This window comes from Bradyrhizobium sp. SOJA106 (genome assembly GCF_059448745.1).
Genome location: NZ_CM182549.1, coordinates 3,193,826 through 3,211,965 on the forward strand (window position 1 = coordinate 3,193,826; position 18,140 = coordinate 3,211,965).

Annotated in this window: 16 protein-coding genes; 11 read left to right on the plus strand and 5 right to left on the minus strand. The window is 63.8% G+C overall.

The window, feature by feature from the left end; all coding sequences use genetic code 11:
- The first annotated feature begins 3 nt into the window (after window positions 1-3).
- Complete coding sequence (locus AC5V87_RS14290) at window positions 4-939, plus strand: carbohydrate kinase family protein (protein WP_495371350.1); 936 nt, start codon at window positions 4-6, stop codon at window positions 937-939.
- A gap of 6 nt (window positions 940-945) precedes the next feature.
- On the opposite strand, the gene AC5V87_RS14295 is transcribed toward AC5V87_RS14290, so the two are convergent.
- The gene (locus AC5V87_RS14295) at window positions 946-1,833 is read right to left on the minus strand and encodes a LysR family transcriptional regulator (protein ID WP_495371351.1); all 888 of its coding nucleotides are present in this window, start codon (window positions 1,831-1,833) and stop codon (window positions 946-948) included.
- Between the two features lie 121 nt (window positions 1,834-1,954).
- Here AC5V87_RS14295 and AC5V87_RS14300 point away from each other — a divergent pair, with 121 nt between their 5' ends.
- From AC5V87_RS14300 to AC5V87_RS14325, 6 genes are all read left to right on the plus strand, one after another.
- On the plus strand, window positions 1,955-3,376 hold the full coding sequence (locus AC5V87_RS14300; protein WP_495371895.1) for an amidase: 1,422 nt from the start codon (window positions 1,955-1,957) through the stop codon (window positions 3,374-3,376).
- Between the two features lie 87 nt (window positions 3,377-3,463).
- The gene (locus tag AC5V87_RS14305) at window positions 3,464-4,414 is read left to right on the plus strand and encodes an ABC transporter permease (protein WP_456839482.1); all 951 of its coding nucleotides are present in this window, start codon (window positions 3,464-3,466) and stop codon (window positions 4,412-4,414) included.
- Window positions 4,411-5,292: an ABC transporter permease gene (locus AC5V87_RS14310; RefSeq protein WP_495371352.1), complete on the plus strand. Its 882-nt coding sequence runs from the start codon at window positions 4,411-4,413 to the stop codon at window positions 5,290-5,292. Before AC5V87_RS14305 ends, AC5V87_RS14310 begins: the two co-directional genes overlap by 4 nt.
- Before the next feature lie 2 nt (window positions 5,293-5,294).
- A complete protein-coding gene (locus tag AC5V87_RS14315; RefSeq protein WP_495371353.1) occupies window positions 5,295-6,308 on the plus strand; it encodes an ABC transporter ATP-binding protein in 1,014 nt (337 codons plus the stop codon).
- Window positions 6,305-7,309, plus strand: a complete 1,005-nt coding sequence (locus tag AC5V87_RS14320) for an ABC transporter ATP-binding protein (RefSeq protein ID WP_495371354.1) — start codon at window positions 6,305-6,307, stop codon at window positions 7,307-7,309. Before AC5V87_RS14315 ends, AC5V87_RS14320 begins: the two co-directional genes overlap by 4 nt.
- Before the next feature lie 56 nt (window positions 7,310-7,365).
- Window positions 7,366-8,859: an ABC transporter substrate-binding protein gene (locus AC5V87_RS14325; protein ID WP_495371355.1), complete on the plus strand. Its 1,494-nt coding sequence runs from the start codon at window positions 7,366-7,368 to the stop codon at window positions 8,857-8,859.
- A gap of 370 nt (window positions 8,860-9,229) precedes the next feature.
- Here AC5V87_RS14325 and AC5V87_RS14330 read toward each other — a convergent pair whose 3' ends face one another.
- Window positions 9,230-9,865 carry an alpha/beta hydrolase gene (locus AC5V87_RS14330; protein ID WP_495371356.1) on the minus strand — a complete coding sequence of 212 codons (636 nt, stop codon included), beginning with the start codon at window positions 9,863-9,865 and terminating at the stop codon, window positions 9,230-9,232.
- Window positions 9,862-10,800: a ring-cleaving dioxygenase gene (locus AC5V87_RS14335; protein WP_495371357.1), complete on the minus strand. Its 939-nt coding sequence runs from the start codon at window positions 10,798-10,800 to the stop codon at window positions 9,862-9,864. Before AC5V87_RS14335 ends, AC5V87_RS14330 begins: the two co-directional genes overlap by 4 nt.
- A gap of 127 nt (window positions 10,801-10,927) precedes the next feature.
- On the opposite strand from AC5V87_RS14335, the gene AC5V87_RS14340 reads away from it, so the two are divergent.
- From AC5V87_RS14340 to AC5V87_RS14355, 4 genes are all read left to right on the plus strand, one after another.
- Entirely contained in the window at window positions 10,928-11,836 is a 909-nt protein-coding gene (locus tag AC5V87_RS14340) for a LysR family transcriptional regulator (protein ID WP_495371358.1), read from the plus strand.
- A gap of 354 nt (window positions 11,837-12,190) precedes the next feature.
- Window positions 12,191-13,789, plus strand: coding sequence for a hypothetical protein (locus tag AC5V87_RS14345; protein ID WP_495371359.1), 1,599 nt, complete (start codon window positions 12,191-12,193; stop codon window positions 13,787-13,789).
- A gap of 46 nt (window positions 13,790-13,835) precedes the next feature.
- Entirely contained in the window at window positions 13,836-14,417 is a 582-nt protein-coding gene (locus tag AC5V87_RS14350; RefSeq protein ID WP_456839472.1) for a tetratricopeptide repeat protein, read from the plus strand.
- Window positions 14,418-15,434: 1,017 nt separating this feature from the next.
- Window positions 15,435-15,950 carry an inorganic diphosphatase gene (locus AC5V87_RS14355; protein ID WP_456839471.1) on the plus strand — a complete coding sequence of 172 codons (516 nt, stop codon included), beginning with the start codon at window positions 15,435-15,437 and terminating at the stop codon, window positions 15,948-15,950.
- A 284-nt stretch (window positions 15,951-16,234) separates the two neighbouring features.
- On the opposite strand, the gene AC5V87_RS14360 is transcribed toward AC5V87_RS14355, so the two are convergent.
- Together AC5V87_RS14360 and AC5V87_RS14365 are read right to left on the minus strand one after the other, a co-directional pair.
- Complete coding sequence (locus AC5V87_RS14360; RefSeq protein WP_495371360.1) at window positions 16,235-16,492, minus strand: hypothetical protein; 258 nt, start codon at window positions 16,490-16,492, stop codon at window positions 16,235-16,237.
- A 259-nt stretch (window positions 16,493-16,751) separates the two neighbouring features.
- Window positions 16,752-17,918, minus strand: coding sequence for a caspase family protein (locus AC5V87_RS14365; RefSeq protein WP_495371361.1), 1,167 nt, complete (start codon window positions 17,916-17,918; stop codon window positions 16,752-16,754).
- Window positions 17,919-18,140: the final 222 nt, after the last annotated feature.

The window sequence follows — 18,140 nt, forward strand, 5'->3', positions numbered from 1 at the left end:
CCAATGTTGATTTCCTGCGGCGATGCGCTGATCGATTTCGTGCCGACACGAAACGTTGCGGGGCGCGAGGCGGTGATGCCGGCTGTCGGCGGCTCCTGTCTCAATGTCGCGATCGGCATGGCGCGACTGGGCGCTGCGACCGGCTTTGTCGGCGGCATCTCAACCGATCTGTTCGGTCAGATGATCACAGATCACGCCGCGGCGTCCAACGTCCAGCTCGATCTCGCCACCCGCAGCGACGACCAGACCACGCTCGCCTTCGTCCGCATCGTCGCAGGCGAGTCGCACTACGCGTTCTACGATGCCGGGACCGCGACACGGAACTGGACTTACCGGCGCGGCTCGATTCCCTTCGCGAACGTCGAGGCCGTCCATGTCGGCTCGACCACGCTCGTCAACGACCAGGGCGCGGCCGAGACGAAGGCGCTCATCGCGGACGCGCGGGCTTCCTCGACCATCTCCTTCGATCCGAACTGTCGGCCCAATCTCGTCAAGGACAAGCCGGCCTATCTTGCGCGCATGATGGCGTTCGCTGCGGGCGCCGACCTCATCAAGATGTCCGACGTCGACTTCGCCTATCTCTTCGGCGACGAGCCTTATCAGCAGCGCGCGAATGCGCTGCTGGGGCAGGGCACGCGCCTCGTCGTGGTCACCCGCGGCAACAACGGCGCTGTCGCCTGGCACGCGGGAGCAGGGCAGATCGAGGTTGCTGCGCCCAAGATCGAGGTCGCCGACACCATCGGTGCCGGCGACAGTTTTCAGGCGGCTCTGCTGTTTGCCCTGCACAAGCAGGGCTGCATCGCCCGCGAGAGGCTGAAGGACATCGGCGCCGACGAGCTCCGCCGCGCGCTGTCGTTCGCCGCCAACTGCGCCGGCCTCACCTGCATCCGCCCGGGTGCGGATCCGCCGTGGAGCCACGAGGTGACGTGGGGCCGGTAGTCCACATCACAGCCGTGAGACGACCTTCTCAGCGCATTTGAGAAAGGTGCGGATCAGCGGGCTGTGCGCGTCGCGCCGCCAGCACACCGCGATGTCGATGGAGTCGGCGGCATCCCGCAGCGGCCGGAACACGATGCCCTGCGGCGCGCCGAGCCTGGCGCAAGCCGGCAGAATCGCAAAACCTTCGCCGGCGAGGACAAGGCTCATCGCCGAATGCACCGTCTCGACCCGGCTTGCGATCGGCATCACCACCTGGTGCCGGCGCAGCAAGGCGACGACGGCCGAGGAGGCGGGGCCATGGTCGGGATGCGGCAGCGCAATCAGCGGACGGCCCTGCAATCGCGCCATCGGCACCGAGCTCAGGCGGGCGAGCGGCGAGCTCGTCGGCATGACCAGCATTAAAGGCTGCGCGCCAATCCGCGCCACCTGGATCTCGGGATGGTTGATGGCGGGCATGCACAGCGCGACTGTGACGCTGCGGTCGAGCAGCCGCGCCTCGCGCGTCGAGGCGCTGAGCTCGGCGAAATCGAGATCAACGCCGGGAATCGAGCGGCGCAGCTCGGGAATGAGTCTCGGCAGCATCGCGTTCGCCAGCACGAACATGTAGCCGACCGACAGCCGCCCGCGCCGCCCTGAGGCAACCGCGCGCGCGGCTTCGATGCCGTCGGCCGCCAGTGCCAGGGCCTCACCGGCGCGTGCCAGCAGCGCCTGACCGGCTTCGGTCAGGTCCATGCCGCGCGTGCCGCGGCGGAACAGCGGCGCGCCGACCTCGGCCTCGAGCTTGCGGATCTGCACCGAGAGCGGCGGCTGCGCCATCCGAAGGCGCTCGGCGGCCTTGCCGACGCTGCGCGCCTCGGCGACCGCGACGAAATAACGAAGCCGGCGGAGATCCATTGGCATACCGAAAGTGTATGGCTTGGCGCTCAAAAACGTATTGGACGGTGAGTTAACAAAACTGTCATTCTCGCTGTCAATGCCTGCCAACGGTGGTGGGCTTTTGGAGCGTGACGTGACGATGAACGGCGATCCCTGTCTGCTGTCCGCAACCGAGCTGCGCGGCCTCATCGCTGCCAGGAAGATTTCGCCGGTCGAGGTCGTCAGCGCCGTGCTCGCGCGTGCCGAGGCGCTGCAGCCCAAGCTGAACTGCTTCATCACGGTCTGTACCGACCAGGCAATGGAAGCGGCGCGCGAGGCCGAGCGCAAAATGATGGCCGGCGAGGCGCTCGGCCTGCTGCACGGCATTCCCGTCACCGTCAAGGACATCGTCAACACCAAGGGTGTGAAGACCACCTTCGGCGCCGTTCCTTACCGGGACAATGTGCCGACTGAGGATGCCGTCGCGGTCGCACGGCTGCGCAGCGAGGGCGCGATCCTGATCGGCAAGACCACGACGCCGGAGTTCGGCAGCAAGTGCCTGACCGATTCGCCGCTGTTCGGCCGCACCTGCAATGCGTGGAGTCCGGAGCGCTCCTCCGGCGGTTCCAGCGGGGGCGCGGCGGTGGCGGTGGCGAGCGGCATCGCGCCGCTGGCGATTGCGACCGATGGCGGCGGCTCGACGCGGATTCCCGCGGCGTGCAACGGCGTGGTCGGCCTGAAGCAGAGCAACGGCGTGATCGCGCATAGCCAGGCGCTCGATGCCTTCGGTAACCAGACCTACGTCACGCCGACGACGCGCACGGTCGCGGATACCGCACTGATGATGCAGGCGATGGCCGGTGAGGATGCATGCGATCCCTGGTCGATCGGCGTGCCCGTGCCCGATTTCGTCGGCACGGCCGTCTCCCGCGGCGATCTGCGCGGGCAAAAGATCCTGTACTGCCTGACGCCGCCGGGCCGCCCGGCGTCCGCCGATGTCTGCGCCAGCTTCAAGGCGGGCCTCGACCGCCTCGCAGGCCTCGGTGCCGAGCTCGAGGAATTTTCCGGCGAGGGTTTTGACATCGAGCCGGTCTGGCGCGCCATCAACCACACGGTCTGGCGCACGCGCTTTGCCAAGCTCGCGGCCGAGCACAGGGACGAGCTGAGCGAGACCTTCCTCAAGCAGCTTGCGCTCGCGACCAATGTCAGCGGCGTCGACTATCAGGAAGCGATGTTCGCGCGCACCGCGCTGTTCCGCCGCGTTCAATCGCTGCTTGCGCGCGGGCATCTTCTGGCGATGCCGACGCTGACGCGCACCGCGCTGCCGATGGAGCAGGACCTGTTCGGCAGTATCGAGATCGATGGCAAGCTCTTCGACAGCGTTCGCCCGCACTGGTTCCCCTGGACCATGCTGTTCAACATGACCGGGCATCCCGCGATCAGTCTGCCCTGCGGCTTCGGCCGGGACGGCCTGCCGATCGGCCTCCAGCTCGTCGGCCGCTTCCGCGCTGATGCCGAATTGCTGCGCGTTAGTTCGCTGTTCGAGGCGTCAACCGACCTTCTGTCCCGCCGGCCCGGCTGAGGGGAGGAGGACCATGCCGCAAAGGACTTGCGTTGACCGTCCGGACATGTTGATCGTGCCGCGGATGAGCCGTGAACCCGAACGCGCATGAGCGTATTTGTCCTTCGACGTGTCCTGACATTGCTGGCGACGCTGGTCGGCGCATCCGTGATCATTTTCCTGGTGCTGGACGCGCTTCCCGGCAATGCCGCCCAGATGTTGATGGGCGCCGACGCATCGGCCGACGCGGTGCGCGCGCTCAGCGTCAAGCTCGGGCTCGATCAGCCGCTGGCGGTCCGCTACCTGCAATGGATCAAGGGCTTCTTCGTCGGCGATCTCGGCAACTCCTATGTCTACGGCACGCCGGTCGCGAGCCTGATCGCGGAGCGGCTGGTGCTGACCGTTCCGCTCGCGATCCTGTCGATGCTGATCACGGTGACGCTGGCGCTCTCGGCCGGCATCTACACCGCCGCCAACCACAACAAGCTCGGCGACGTCGGCGTGATGTCGCTGACGCAAGTGGGCATCGCGCTGCCGAATTTCTGGTTCGCGATCCTGCTGGTGTTGTTGTTCTCGGTGCGGCTGCAATGGCTTTCGGCGGGCGGCTTTGCCGGCTGGGAGGACGGCATCTGGCCGGGCATCAAGTCGCTGCTGCTGCCGGCCATCTCGCTGGCGGTGGTGCAGGCCGCGATCCTTGCGCGCGTGACGCGCTCGGCCGTGCTCGAAGTGCTGCGTGAGGATTTCGTGCGGACGGCGCGTGCAAAAGGGCTCGGCAAGCGCGAAGTGCTGTGGCGTCACGTGCTGCGCAACGCAATGATCCCCGTGATGACGGTGATGGGACTGCAATTCGCCAATCTGCTCGCCGGCACGATCGTGATCGAGAACGTATTCTACCTGCCGGGCCTCGGCCGGCTGATCTTCCAGTCGATTGCCAACCGCGACCTGATCGTGGTGCGCAATTGCGTGATGCTGCTGGCGGCCATGGTCGTCGTCGTCAATTTCGTCGTCGACGTGCTCTACGCCTTCATCGATCCCCGCATCAAGGTCCACGACCTGTGAGCGCGCCCCTGACCATTGACGCACCGGCGCGCCGCTTGCCGGCCAAAACCTTCTGGGGCCGCGCGCTACGCCATCGCAGCTTTGTGCTGGGTGGCGCGCTCAGCCTGCTGGTGCTGGCCTCGGCGCTGCTGTCGCTGGTGTGGACGCCGTGGTCGCCCTACGAGATCGACATCGCCTCGAAACTGCGGCCGCCGTCGGCGGCCCACTGGCTCGGCACCGATTCCTTCGGCCGGGACATCGTCTCGCTACTGCTCGCAGGCGCGCGCTCGACCATCCTGGTCGGCATCATCGCCGTCAGCATCGGTCTCACCTTCGGCGTCTGCCTCGGCCTGATCGCGTCGGCCAAGCGCGGCTGGACCGAAGAGATCATCATGCGGTTCTCCGACTTCACCTTCGCCTTCCCGGCCGTGCTGTCGGCGATCATGCTCGCCGCGGTGGTCGGCCCCGGCATGGTGACCTCGATCGTCGCGATCGGCATCTTCCAGATCCCGACCCTGACCCGGCTGACGCGCGGCTCGGCCAACGCGATCTGGGCGCGGGAATTCGTGCTGGCCGCGCGGGCCTCCGGCAAGGGCAAATTCCGCATCACCATCGAGCACGTGCTGCCGAACATCCTCTCGATCCTGATCGTGCAGATGACGATCCAGTTCGCGCTCGCGATCCTCGCCGAAGCCGCGCTATCCTATCTCGGTCTCGGCACCCAGCCGCCGCAGCCGTCCTGGGGCCGCATGCTGAATGACGCCCAGACATTGCTGTTCCAGTCGCCGATGCTCGCGGTCTATCCGGGCGCTGCGATCGCGATCGCCGTGCTCGGCCTCAATCTGCTCGGTGACGGATTGCGCGACCTGCTCGATCCCCGACTCGCGCGGGAGCGGTGACGATGGCTGATCCCGCAACCACACCGCTGATCGACGTCGGCAATCTCGGCGTCCGCCTCAACACCAGCCGCGGCCCGGCACAGGCCGTGCGCGGCGTCAGCTTCACCCTGAACCGCGGCGAGACGCTGGGGCTCGTCGGCGAATCCGGCTGCGGCAAGTCGGTCACCGCACTGTCGCTGATGGGCCTCCTGCCCGAGAGTGCGGTCGTTACCGGCAGCATCAAGCTGGATGGCAGCGAACTCGCCGGACTATCGGATGCGGAGTATTGCCGCCTGCGCGGCAACCGGATCAGCATGATCTTCCAGGAGCCGATGACCGCGCTCAATCCGATGCACACGATCGGGCATCAGGTTGCCGAGCCGCTGCGGCGCCACAAGAAATATTCGCCGGCGCAGGCGCGGAAAGAAGCAATCGCCTTGCTCGACCGCGTCGGACTGCCCGATCCTGCGCGGCGCGTGGATGCCTATCCGCACCAATTCTCCGGTGGCCAGCGTCAGCGCGTCACCATCGCCATGGCGCTCGCCTGCGAGCCTGATCTGTTGATCGCGGACGAGCCGACCACCGCACTCGACGTCACCATCCAGGGCCAGATCCTCGATCTCATTGCCGATCTCGTCGAAGAGCGCGGCATGTCGATGATCCTGATCTCGCACGATCTCGGCGTCATCGCCGAGAACGTCCAGCGCATGATGGTGATGTATGGTGGCACCGTGATCGAGAGCGGGCCGACCGACGAGGTGTTCCGCCGGATGGGACATCCCTACACGCAGGGCCTGTTCCGTGCCCGCCCGAAGCTCGGCGCGCGCAAGGGGACTCGGCTGAAGACGATCTCGGGTACCGTGCCGGAGCTGGCCGATCTGCCGGCCGGCTGCACGTTCGCCGATCGATGTCCGCTCGTGATCGATGCATGCCGCGCGGCGCTGCCGCCGATGGTCGACGTCGGTCCCGGCCATGGTGTGCGCTGCATCCGGACCGACGTCTCCATGGCTGCGAATGTCGGAGCTCTGTCTGCATGACCACAGCACCTCTTCTCGACGTCAAAAATCTCGAGCAGCGCTATACGCTGCGGCGCGAAAGCCTGTTCCGCCCGCCCGGCGAGGTGCGCGCGCTCAACGGCGTGAGCGTGACGGTCGCGGCCGGCAAGAGCCTCGGCATCGTCGGCGAGTCCGGCTCCGGCAAATCCACCTTCGCGCGCGTCGTGATGGCGCTGGAGCGGCCGACATCGGGAGAGGTCACGCTGCTCGGCCGCGATCTCAATCGCATCTCGCCCGATGAGCTGCGCCGCGCGCGCCGCGACTTCCAGATGGTGTTCCAGGATCCCTACGGCTCGCTCGATCCGCGCCAGACCGTCGCCCGCATCGTCACCGAGCCGCTCACCGTGCTGGAAGGGGCCGACCGCACCACCTTTCGCACACGCGTCTCGACGGTGTTGCGACAGGTCGGCTTGCGCGATGCGGACATGGACAAGTATCCGCACGAATTCTCCGGCGGCCAGCGCCAGCGCATCGCGATCGCGCGCGCGCTGATCACGCAGCCGAAACTGATCGTCGCGGACGAGCCGGTCTCCGCGCTCGACGTCTCCGTGCAGGCGCAGGTGCTCAACCTGATGCAGGATCTGCAGGAGCAGTTCGGCCTCAGCTACATCCTGATCAGCCACGATCTCGCCGTCGTCGACTATCTCTGCGATGAGGTCGCGGTGATGTATCTCGGCCGGATCGTGGAGCAGGGACGCCCCGAGGATCTGTTCGAGCGCTGCGCCCATCCCTACACGCGGGCGCTACTGGAGGCCGTGCCGCGGGCGCGGGCCGGGGGCGGCCGGCGCCGCCGCGGGGCGCAGGCGATCGCCTCGCAATCGGCGGCCACAACCGGGTGCCCCTATGTTGCCCGCTGTCCGCTTGCCGACCAGCATTGCCGCGGGGTTCCGCCCTTGCTACGCAAGGTGGGTGAGGGCCATCTCGCCGCCTGCCACAAGGCAGAGGGGGTGATGGCGTTGCCGCAGGCGGTGATGGAAGGTTAGTGTCCGCCGCTGGATTGGCGTAGGCTTAAAAAGAAAGCAGGCCGGGGAGTTACGAGATGTTCAGGAAGCTATCGATCGTCGCTATTGCTGCAGCCCTTGCCGCAGCGCCGCTGCCGGTGCTGGCGCAGGGCAAGAAGGACAGCGTCGTCATGGCGATGACGCTGGAGCCGCCCGGGCTCGATCCCACCAACGCGGCCGCCGCGGCGATCGCCGAGGTCACGCTCTACAACATCTACGAGAGCCTGACCAAGATCAACGAGGACGGCTCCGTCGCTCCCTTGCTGGCGGAGAGCTGGACCGCGTCGCCTGATTTGAAGACCTATACGTTCAAGTTGCGCAAGGGCGTCAAATTCCACAATGGCGAGCCGTTCGACTCTGCCGCGGTAAAGTTCTCGTTCGAGCGCAACGCGGCGCCCGCCAGCACCAACAAGGACAAGAGCCTGTTCCAGGCGTTCGAGAAGGTCGAGGCGCCCGACGCCGACACCGTGGTGATCACCCTGAAATATGGCGAGCCGAACCTGCCGTTCCTGCTCGGGCAGGCGAGCGGCTCGATCGTCGAGCCGAAGAGCGCAGCCACCAACGTCACGCAGCCGGTCGGCACCGGGCCCTATCAGTTGGGGGCCTGGGCTAAGGGCTCCTCGATCACGCTGAACAAATGGGCCGACTATCGTAACGCGTCCGCGGTCAAGCTCTCGAAGGTGACGATCCGCTTCATCTCCGATCCCGCAGCGCAGGCGGCGGCGCTGCTCTCGGGCGATGTCGATGCGTTCCCGCGCATCGCCACCCGCGTCGTCGCCCAGTTCAAGAGCGACCCACGCTTCACGGTGCTGATCGGCGGCTCCAAGGCCAAGACCATCGTTGCCATCAACCACCGCAAGAAGCCGCTCGATGACGTCCGCGTTCGCCGCGCCATCCTCGCGGCGATCGACCGCAAGGCGTTGATCGACGGCGCGGTCGAAGGTTTCGGCACGCCGATCGGCAGCTTCTACACGCCGGGATCGCTCGGCTATGTCGACACCACCGGGATCAATCCCTACGACCCCGAGAAGGCCAAGAAGCTGCTCGCTGAAGCCGGCGTCACGACGCCGCTCGAATTGTCGCTGAAGCTGCCGCCGCCTCCCTATGCGCGCCAGGGCGGCGAGATCGTCGCGGCCCAGCTCGCCAAGGTCGGCATCATCGCCAAGATCGAGAACGTCGAATGGGCACAGTGGCTGTCGCAGGTGTTCGCGGCCAACGGTCCGCATAATTTCGATCTCACCATCGTCAGCCATGTCGAGCCGTTCGACCTCGTCAAGATCACCGAGCCCGACTATTATCTCGGCTACAACAACGAGGCGTTCAACGCGCTCTACAAGCAGATCGTCTCGACGCCGGACGAAGCTGCGCGCGCAAAACTGCTCGGCGACGCGCAGCGCATGCTGGCGACCGACGCCGTCTCCGCCTACCTGTTCCAGCCGCAATGGCCGACCGTCATCAACAAGAAGCTCAAGGGCGTCTGGAAGGAAGTCCCGCAATTCGAGAACGATTTCTCGACGTGGTCCTGGGAGTAAGGACTGCGCGACCAGGTAACCTGTCGCCTCAACATCGGCCTCTTCCCATCGGGAAGAGGCTATTTTTTTGGCCGGTCCAAACCAAATTCTGAAAACAACCCCATGCACAGTAGCCCAGGGGTAGTCATTTCAACGGCTTGCGCGCGCTGCCCGACGGTATGCCCGAAATCCTCGATTCCGGTTGACCCGTCGGGCAAAACACTGGCATGATGGCATCATCGGTAATTCCGAAGTCGGCGCCCGCGATGGCCCAAACTTATACCGATGAGTATTTCGCGATTTGTCCCCTGCCGCCGATCTGGTTCAAGCGGCGCGGCTGGTTCGAGTGACAAAGCGGCGCACCGATTGGGAACAATGCGCCGCTTCCGAGTTACGCCGCTCTGGCGTCGACGCTGGCGATCCAGTTGCGGGCCAGCGTCACGTCGGCCTGCGATAGTTGATGGCCTGCCGGCAGCACCCTGTGGTCGACGCGCGCTCCTGCCTCCAGCAGCAGCGCCGTAAGCTGTTCCGAATTGCTCGCCGGCACGATCGGGTCGGCTTGCCCTGACAGCAGCAGCACCGGCTTGCCGTCGAGAGCCGGCTTCAGCGGATCGGTCTTGGGCGGATCCGACAGCGGCACCATGGCACGCAGCAGGATCGCGCCTGCCAGAGCCTCCGGCTTCAGCAAGAGCAGCGCGGCTGCGATATTGGCGCCGTTGGAGAAGCCGACCGCAACCGGCGCGGCGAGGCCGTATTGCTTCCGCGCCTCCGCGACGAACGCACCGAGCTCGAGCGCGCGTCGCCGCACGTCCGCCTCATCGAACACGCCTTCGGCGAGACGACGGAAGAAGCGCGGCATGCCGTGCTCGAGCACACGGCCGCGCGGCGAGAGCAGAGCGGAGCCGGGGGAGATCATCTTGCCGAGGCCGAGCAGGTCGTTCTCGTCACCGCCGGTGCCATGCAGCAGCAGCAGTGGAGGGGAGCCCGCGCGGGTCGCGGGCTCGAAACGATGGATGAACTCGGTCACGACACGCTCTCTTCCAGGCTCGGCAGAACTTCCTCGATCTGCTTGCGATGCTGTTCGAGGAAAGCCGGCAGCTTCAGGTCGCGTCCCAACGTCGCGACGGGCTCGTCGACGGCGAAGCCGGGGATATCGGTCGCGATCTCGAATAGAACGCCGCCGGGCTCGCGGAAGTAGATCGAGCGGAAGTAGTTGCGGTCCCGCTGCTCGGTCGGATGCAGGCCGTGATTGCTCACGAGCTTCTGCGCCATCTTGCCCTGCTCGGCATCGTCAGCCGCGCGGAAGGCGATGTGGTGCACCGAGCCGCCGCCCTGATGCCCGCGCAGAAAACCCTTGGCCTCGTAGATGTCGACGACGCTGCCCTCGGCATCGCCCGGCGCCTTGAAGCGGATCACCGAGCCTTCGCGTCCGGTCTCCTTGAAGCCGAACACGTCGGTGAGGACGGCCGCCGTCTTCGCCGCGCTATCGAGCAGCAGGGTCACGCCATGGAAGCCGCGGATCGCATGCTCGGCCGGCACATCGCCATTGCTCCAGCCGGGCTCGTTCTCGGCGCCGGGGACGCCGATGAGGGCGAGCGCCATGCCGTCAGGATCAGTGAACGGCAGCACGGATTCGCCGAAACGCTTCTCGAGCGCCTCGTAGGCAATGCCCTTCTCGATGAAGCGCTGGGTCCAATAGCCGAGCGAGCGCTGCGGCACGCGGAAGGCGGTCTGATGGGTCTCGCCGACGCCGCGGCGCCCGGCGGGAACGCCGGCCCAGGGGAAGAAGGTCAGGATGGTGCCGGGGCGGCCGGTCTCGTCGCCATAATAGAAGTGATAGGTGCCGGGATCGTCGAAATTGACCGTCTTCTTGACGACGCGCAGGCCGAGATCCCGGGTGTAAAAGCCGAAATTGCGGATGGGATCGCCGGCAATCGCGGTGACATGGTGCAGTCCAGACATTGTCGTCCTCCAGATGCGGGGAGCGTCTTGCTCTGGGGCGAAATATCGTTCCGCTTTGGATTGGAGACAATCCATGCAAATATGACGGCTATGTCTACCATTTGGAAACAATCGCCGGGGCTGGCCCTTGGATAAGGTCGCCAGCCTTCGGGCCTTCGTGAAGGTGGTCGAGAGCGGCAGCTTTGCCGAAGCGGGCCGACAGCTCAGGCTATCGCGCTCGGCGATCAGCAAATACATCGCCGATCTCGAGGAGAGCCTCGGGGTGCAGCTGTTGAACCGGACCACGCGGCATGCGAGTCCGACCGAGAACGGCCAGCGCTATTTCGAGCGCGCGCTCGTGATCCTTTCGGAGATCGAGGCCGCCGATCAGGCGGTGACGCAGGCCCAGTCGGCGCCGCGGGGCCTCTTGCGCGTCAACGCGCCGATGTCGTTCGGCACCATGCGGCTAGGTCCCGTGCTCGCCGATTTCATGGCGCGTTATGGCGAGCTCCAGCTCCAGATCGTGCTCAGCGACGATCTGCTCGATCCCGTTCAGGACGGCTTTGACGTGACGCTGCGGATCGCGGAGCTGGAGTCCTCCAGCCTGATCGCGCGAAAGATCATGCCGGTAGCGCGGATGATCTGCGCTTCGCCGGATTATCTCGCGCGTCACGGCACGCCGAGCCATCCGCAGGATCTGCGTGACCACGCGTCGCTGACCTACGGCTTCCTGCTGACAGGCAATCAGTGGAAGCTCACCGGCAGCGACGGCGATCACTGGATCCAGCCGGCCTGGTCGCTCTGCGTCAATAATGCCGAGGTGCTGCGCGACGTCGCGATCAAGGGCAGGGGGCTCGCGCTGCTTCCCGAATTCATCGCCGCCGATGCGTTGAACAAGGGCGAGCTGCGCTCGGTGCTGGACGACTATTCAGCGCCGCCGCTCGCGCTCTACGCGGTTTATCCGCCGACGCGGCATTTGTCGGTGAAGGTGCGGCTGTTCATCGATTTTCTGGTCGAGCGTTTTGGCCGGGAGGAGGAGGGCGCGCGGACGCGCTGAGGCGGCCAAGTGGACTCATATCAAGCGCTGGGGTTGCCGATGTCCGCTTCACCTCGAGCAACGATGGAAAACAGGGCGTACGGCGACTTCGCCTCGGGGCCAACAAGCAGGCTACCTGGCACCGTCCGCCTGCACTCCGCTTCCGAAAAGGCGACGTTCAGGCGTTTATGACGGAAGGCAGTTTGGAGCCAATAACGGAAATTTCGCTGTCCTATTAAGGAGGTGGCGCGTGTAGTAAGCTCCGATCGAGTTCAACCAATTCAGCAATACGCCTCCCTGGTCTTGGTCTTTGTCGCAACTTTGCACGCGGCAGGTCACGCGCGTCACCGCGTGCATTCTGGAGAGGAGAGTTAGATGAGGACTCACTCAATAAAGATATCTTTTGCGATAGCCCTGCTAGGTGGTGCCATCACGAGCGGTGCAATTGGTCAGCAAGACCAGCAGCTCGGTAAGGTGACATTCCCCACCTCTTGCGATCCCGGTGTACAAGCCGAGTTCGACCGTGGCGTCGCCATGCTGCATTCGTATTGGTTCCTGATCGCCCGCCGGAAATTCGAAGCGATACTGCAACAAGATCCCGGCTGCGCCATGGCATATTGGGGTGTGGCGATGGACCTCCTTGGCAACACGCTTGCGACCACGCCATCAAATGTCGAGGCACAAGCCGCCTGGGATGCACTTGAAAAGGCACGGTCGGTCGGGGCGAAGACTCCACGTGAGCGGGACTGGATCGAGGCGCTGAGCGCCTATTTCCGCGACTACAATAAGGTTCCCGTTGATGCCCGTCTGACGGCCTACAATGCTGCGATGGAGCGCATGGTGCAAACCTATCCTGACGACTACGAGGCGAAGGCGTACTACGCGCTCACGCTACAAGCTTCTGCGAAGAAGAACGACCTCTCATACACGAACCAGCTGAAATCCGCGGCACTTCTGGAACGCTTGTTCGAAGAGAACCCTCAACATCCGGGTGTGACGCATTACCTCATTCACGCCTACGATTTTGCTCCGCTTGCCGAAAAGGGTATTGCATCCGCCCGTCGCTACGCCGGCATCGCTCCGGCGGTGCCGCATGCGCGGCACATGCCGTCTCACATCTATTCCATGGTCGGGCTCTGGGAGGAATCCATCGCCTCAAACGCCTTAGCGCTTGAGATTCAGCCCGACTACTATCACGCATCTGACTTCACGGTGTATGCGCATCTGCAGCTCGCGCAAGATGCCAAAGCCGACGCGATGATCAAAAAGTCGCTGGCCACCGCCGATCGCGGCGACCGACCGATCAACTTCGTCAATTTCACTGCCAAGGCCGCCATGCCGGCGCGCTATGTCTTGGAGCGTGCCGACTGGGCCGGCGCTGCCGCCCTGGCGATGACGCCGACTAAATATCCTATGGCGGATTCGTTGATCCGCTTCACGCGCGGTCTCGGCATGGCGCGTGTCGGCGATATCGCCGGCGCCAATAAAGAGATCGAGGAGATGAGAGTGTTGCGCACAACGTTGCAGGGTGCTGACCAATCCTACTGGGCCGAACGCACCGAAGAGCAAATGCTTGCAGTTGCCGCGTGGGTCGCACTGAAGGAAGGCGACCACGATCGGGCCCTCAAGTTAATGCGGGCAGCCGCCGACAGCGAAGACGGCAGTGTCAAACACGTGGCTATGGAGAACCGCCTCTTTCCGTTGCGTGAACTGTTGGCGGAATTGCTCCTGGAGGTAGGACAGCCCACATCCGCACTGAACGAGTATGAGACCGCACTCAAGCAAACTCCCAATCGCTTCCGTGCATTCTGGGGCGCCGCGCGCGCCGCCGACCGCTCCGGCGACCGTCAGAAGTCAACCGAGTATTATAGCAAACTGATAGAGCTCGCCAGGAACGCAGATACGGAGCGGCAGGAAATCCGTGAAGCCAAAGCACAGCTACGGAACGACACCGTGGGTACTTCACGACAATGATGTTTCGGCTGTCCGACCCATGCCCAAGAGCGCCGTCAATGTAGGAATGACAACGCTGATCCCAGCAATTGCTGCGGCGACGGTGCTCGGTGGGCTTGTCGCCTATTTCGCCGTCTACGGGAATGACCGGACGGAATGGGGGATTATACAGCTGTTCAGTGGGTCCACCGGCAAAGTGACGACCGCAGTCGCGCCCGAAGCTTGGCCGATCTGCACCACCATGGCGCCGGTGGCGGCGGATGCTGAGTGGGTGGAGCTCGATCCCGATTTCAAGGCGGGCAAGATGGCGCTTGCCGCTGCGGACTGGAATGGGGCCATTGTATCGTTCATGCGCGCCGCCCTGCGTGACCCGGTCAATGCCGATATCCAGAACTACCTTGGTTATTCGTATCGACGCTTGCGCCAACTCGGGCCGGCTATTGGACACTATCAGCAGGCGCTAATGTTAAATCCGCGTCATCGCAGCGCGCACGAGCATCTTGGCGAGGCTTATCTGGTGCTCGGCGAACCCAGCAAAGCTGAACAACATCTGGCTGCATTGGAAAATCTCTGCCTCCTTCGTCCGTGCCAGGAATATGATGACCTCATGCGCGCCATCGCGGCGTACAGAAAGCTAGCTGCACGTTGAGGGCAGAGCGGCCGCTTCGGAAACTTCGGCCGATAAATCAGCCTATACGCGCGGCTTCGGCAATTGAACAAACGATATTTCCTGTGATGTGGACCCGCCCGCAGATTTCTGCTTAGGGGCAGTGGCGCTCCGCAGCATGCCTCCGCTCTGCCCGCTATTAGCCGGCATGTAGCTGCGCCGCATCAACGGAAGCGATGGGCCACAAGCCGACGTTGCGTCGTCGGTTCATCCCCAGGTGAACCCGACTTCGTGCCGACGAACCAAGTGAGACTTACTTACGTGGCTCGTTCACCACTTTGGTTGATCCGTCCGGCGCTGCCTGCATTCCCGGTGGGCTTTGACCTTGCGGGCTTTCCGGGTACGAGCAATTGGGTCCCTCACGCGTGTCTTGTTCAAAGGTCTATCTGAAGATTAAACCTATGTGTCTGCCACCTTCTGCATAGGAACTTAAAATCGCTCCGATGAGCAGAAGGAACACGCGATGGGAAAGAAGCGGAGGAGGTTTATGCAAACAGTTTCACTCGAAACACGGCTGACGCAGTTCGCTGAAGACATGCGGGAACGCGCGGAGCGAATCCCCGCCGGTGATGAGCGAAACTCCTTCGTAAAGCGAGCCTATAACGCAGATCAAGCAATCCAGTTGAAGCGGCAGCTTCGCGAGCATCATTAGGAACGAGACAGAAATGGGAGGTTGACTCTGCGTCCCTCCCAAACTTGGCCCCACGCGGGGCCTTTTCTTTGAATGCAGCATTTGAGCGCTGTCATTGCCGCCGACGCTCGGTCGCGTCATTCTTTGGGTAGGCCGACTTCTCTGGCGGTCCTTCGAGGCCACAAGCGGGGTCAACGCCCTAGCCCCGCGTCCGCTCCGCTTCCCATATCCGACATTGCAGATGCCTCGGCGGTTCGGCTGGGTCCAGACGCCGATATGAAGGGCGTAGCATTGCAAACCCGGCCGGTGTCTTGGTCGAATAGGAACCCAAAAATTGACTGCACGTTCCAACCCCAAGGATATCTGCAATGACAAATTATTTGAAGCTGCCGACTTGGGCCGACAAAGAGAACGTCTTCGCCGTCGTCGAGACTCCTCGCGGGAGTTGCTGTAAATTGGAATTTGATCCGAAGTTGCGGGTGTTTACGCTTTCAAAGGCATTGATGGCTGGCTTAACTTATCCTTACGACTGGGGATTCATTCCGTCCACTCGGGCTGACGATGGTGATCCGTTGGACGTGTTGGTGATCCACGATGGCGCTACCTATCCCGGCACGGTCCTTAGGTGTAGACCCATTGGCGTCCTCAAGGTCCTTCAGGTGACCGCGCGCAAGAAAAAGAGGAACGATCGAGTTGTTGCCGTGCCCCATCACTCTTTCTTTGCCGGTGATTTGCCGGACGTTCGTAGTCTACCTGCGACGGCGACGAAGCAATTGGAAAAGTTCTTTGATGCTAGCAACGCGCTCAAAGAAAAAAAGCTTCAGTTTCTCGGCTGGCGCGGGCCAGTTCGGGCAATGAAGCTCATAAATCGATGTCGTCTCTAGCCTCTTCAGGCAGAAACACCACCATGTCGATGCGCCGTTTGGTAAGCCTGTCAGTCACTTCTGATGTACCAGAGCGGCAGGATACGCGGCCACACCGCGATCTGAGACCCAGGTCCGCGAATGGGCAAGAGCGCTGGTTTGGCGCTCCGCAGCAAGCCTCCGCTCTGCCCGCTATTAGCCGGCATGTAGCTGCGCCGCGTCAACGGAAGCGATGGGCCACAGGCCGACGTTGCGGGTCGGCTCATCCCAGGTGAACGCGACTTCGCGACGACGAACCAAGTGAGTTACTTACGTGGCTCGGTCACCACTTTGGTTGATCCGTCCGGCGCTGCCTGCATTCCAGGTGGGCTTTGACCTTGCGGGCTTTCCGGCGGCGCGCCACCCGATTTCGTGTCCAGCGGCCCGGTCCAACCTTGTGGCTGCAATTGACCTTTTTCTTCTGGTGCCGAGCGTCCAGTTGTCATGCCCTTGGGGTCGGTCTGCGCTGCCGCAAATCCGCACGACAACGCCCAGCCGACCGCCGTTACCAGAATGATCCGCATTGCGAGACTCCGCTTGGCTGATCGATCGAACCAACAGGCTGGTCCCGCTTCAGTTCCGAATCGAACTCCCCGGAAGCGATGTCCGCCTCCAAGCGGGCTCCTGGCCTGTGGTTCGCGGCCGGAAAGCCGACGTATCGTCAGCCCAGGCTCATCCGCCTCGCGCGCCGCGCATCGCCTGTGCGACTTTCGTCGCCTGCGACGCTCGTCCGATCTTTGCGCCTGCAATGATCTTTCTTCGCGTGCTTGCCGGGCGGTCGCGTCACTGCGGACTCCGCTTCCAGTAACCGGTGCCGAGCTTGCCGGTGATGATCGCTGCGGTGTCCCGGATTTCGTAGGAGCCGCCGTCGTCATAGCCGGCGAGTCCTCTATTTGCGTGGATCGACCAGTGGCCGTTGCTGGCGGCGATCGTTCCTTCATGCGCCGGCGCTGCGCGATGTCCTTCGGCGCGGAATTTGTAAGTGCCGTCACCCATGATGCGCCAGATCCAGCGCGACATCCCGCGATCACTCGGCACCAAGATCTCCCAGGTCCCTACCAGCGCTGGATCGATTGCCAGAGAAGAAGGCGCGAGTGTCACCCTCGCTGGTGCACCTGCGCCCGCAGGCGCGGCATTCGCCTGGCTTGTACCCGCCTGGTCAGCTGACAACGGCAGGCCTGCAAGATAGATCGCCCTGCGCGAGAGCGAGCCGTAGACAAAGGGCTGCTGCTCATTGCTGGTTGCCTCCATGACGTCGTCGCGGACGTTGCGAAGCATGAAGGTGACCTCAACCCCCGGCGCTTCAATATTGTGCAGGAGCGCCGCGGTAAATGGGCTATTTCGCCCGTCCCCATCGAGAGCGGTGGTGCCGTCGCGAGCGGCATAAGCGACCAGCACGTTGCCGGCTGGCTCGATGCGACCGAGGCCGCCGCCGATGGCTGCGCGCAGCAACGGCGACCGAGACATCTTCGCAACAAATGGGTTGTTGCGGCAGGCGTCGAGTATGACGAGGCCGAGGCTCGTGGTGTTCGACAGTTGCAAAATCACGCTGCGGAGGCTGACGGCTTCGTTCGCTGCGTCGGTGTCCTTCTTCAAGTCCGCATCGACCGGGATCAGCCAGTTCTCGCCGCTGATCTCCATGCCGTGGCCGGCAAAAAAGACCGCCGCCATATCGGCCCCTGCAGCGTCGTGCCCGAGCGCGATGAGGCCTCGCCGCATCTGGTCGAACGAGGCGTTGGTGATAAGGGTCACGGCGAACCCGAGACGCTCCAGCGCCGCGGCGATATCAGTCGCGTCATTAGCTGGATTGGGCAGCGTCGGCACGTTCCGGTAAGTGCTGTTACCGATCACCAATGCCACGCGCTTGCCGTCCGCCAAGGCGGGCAGCACGGCGAAACCGGTCAGCACCGCGAAAAAGCCCAGTCCTCGAATAAATCCGCGTCGGTACATGCTCGCCCCGGATCGCCGTCTAACGGCGTCATCTTGTACAGCAACCGTAGCGGCCCAGCTATGGGACTGACCGCCGTAACGCATGAAAAGGCGATGGGCGAACGTGTCCTTTGGGGGGCACAAACGGGCTGCCATCAACCGAAGGGCGAGAGCAAGCTGCGGTGCAGTGAGGACATTCGCCTGCCGCTTCCTCAGGGATCGTGGTTCCCGCTCTTCAGGTGG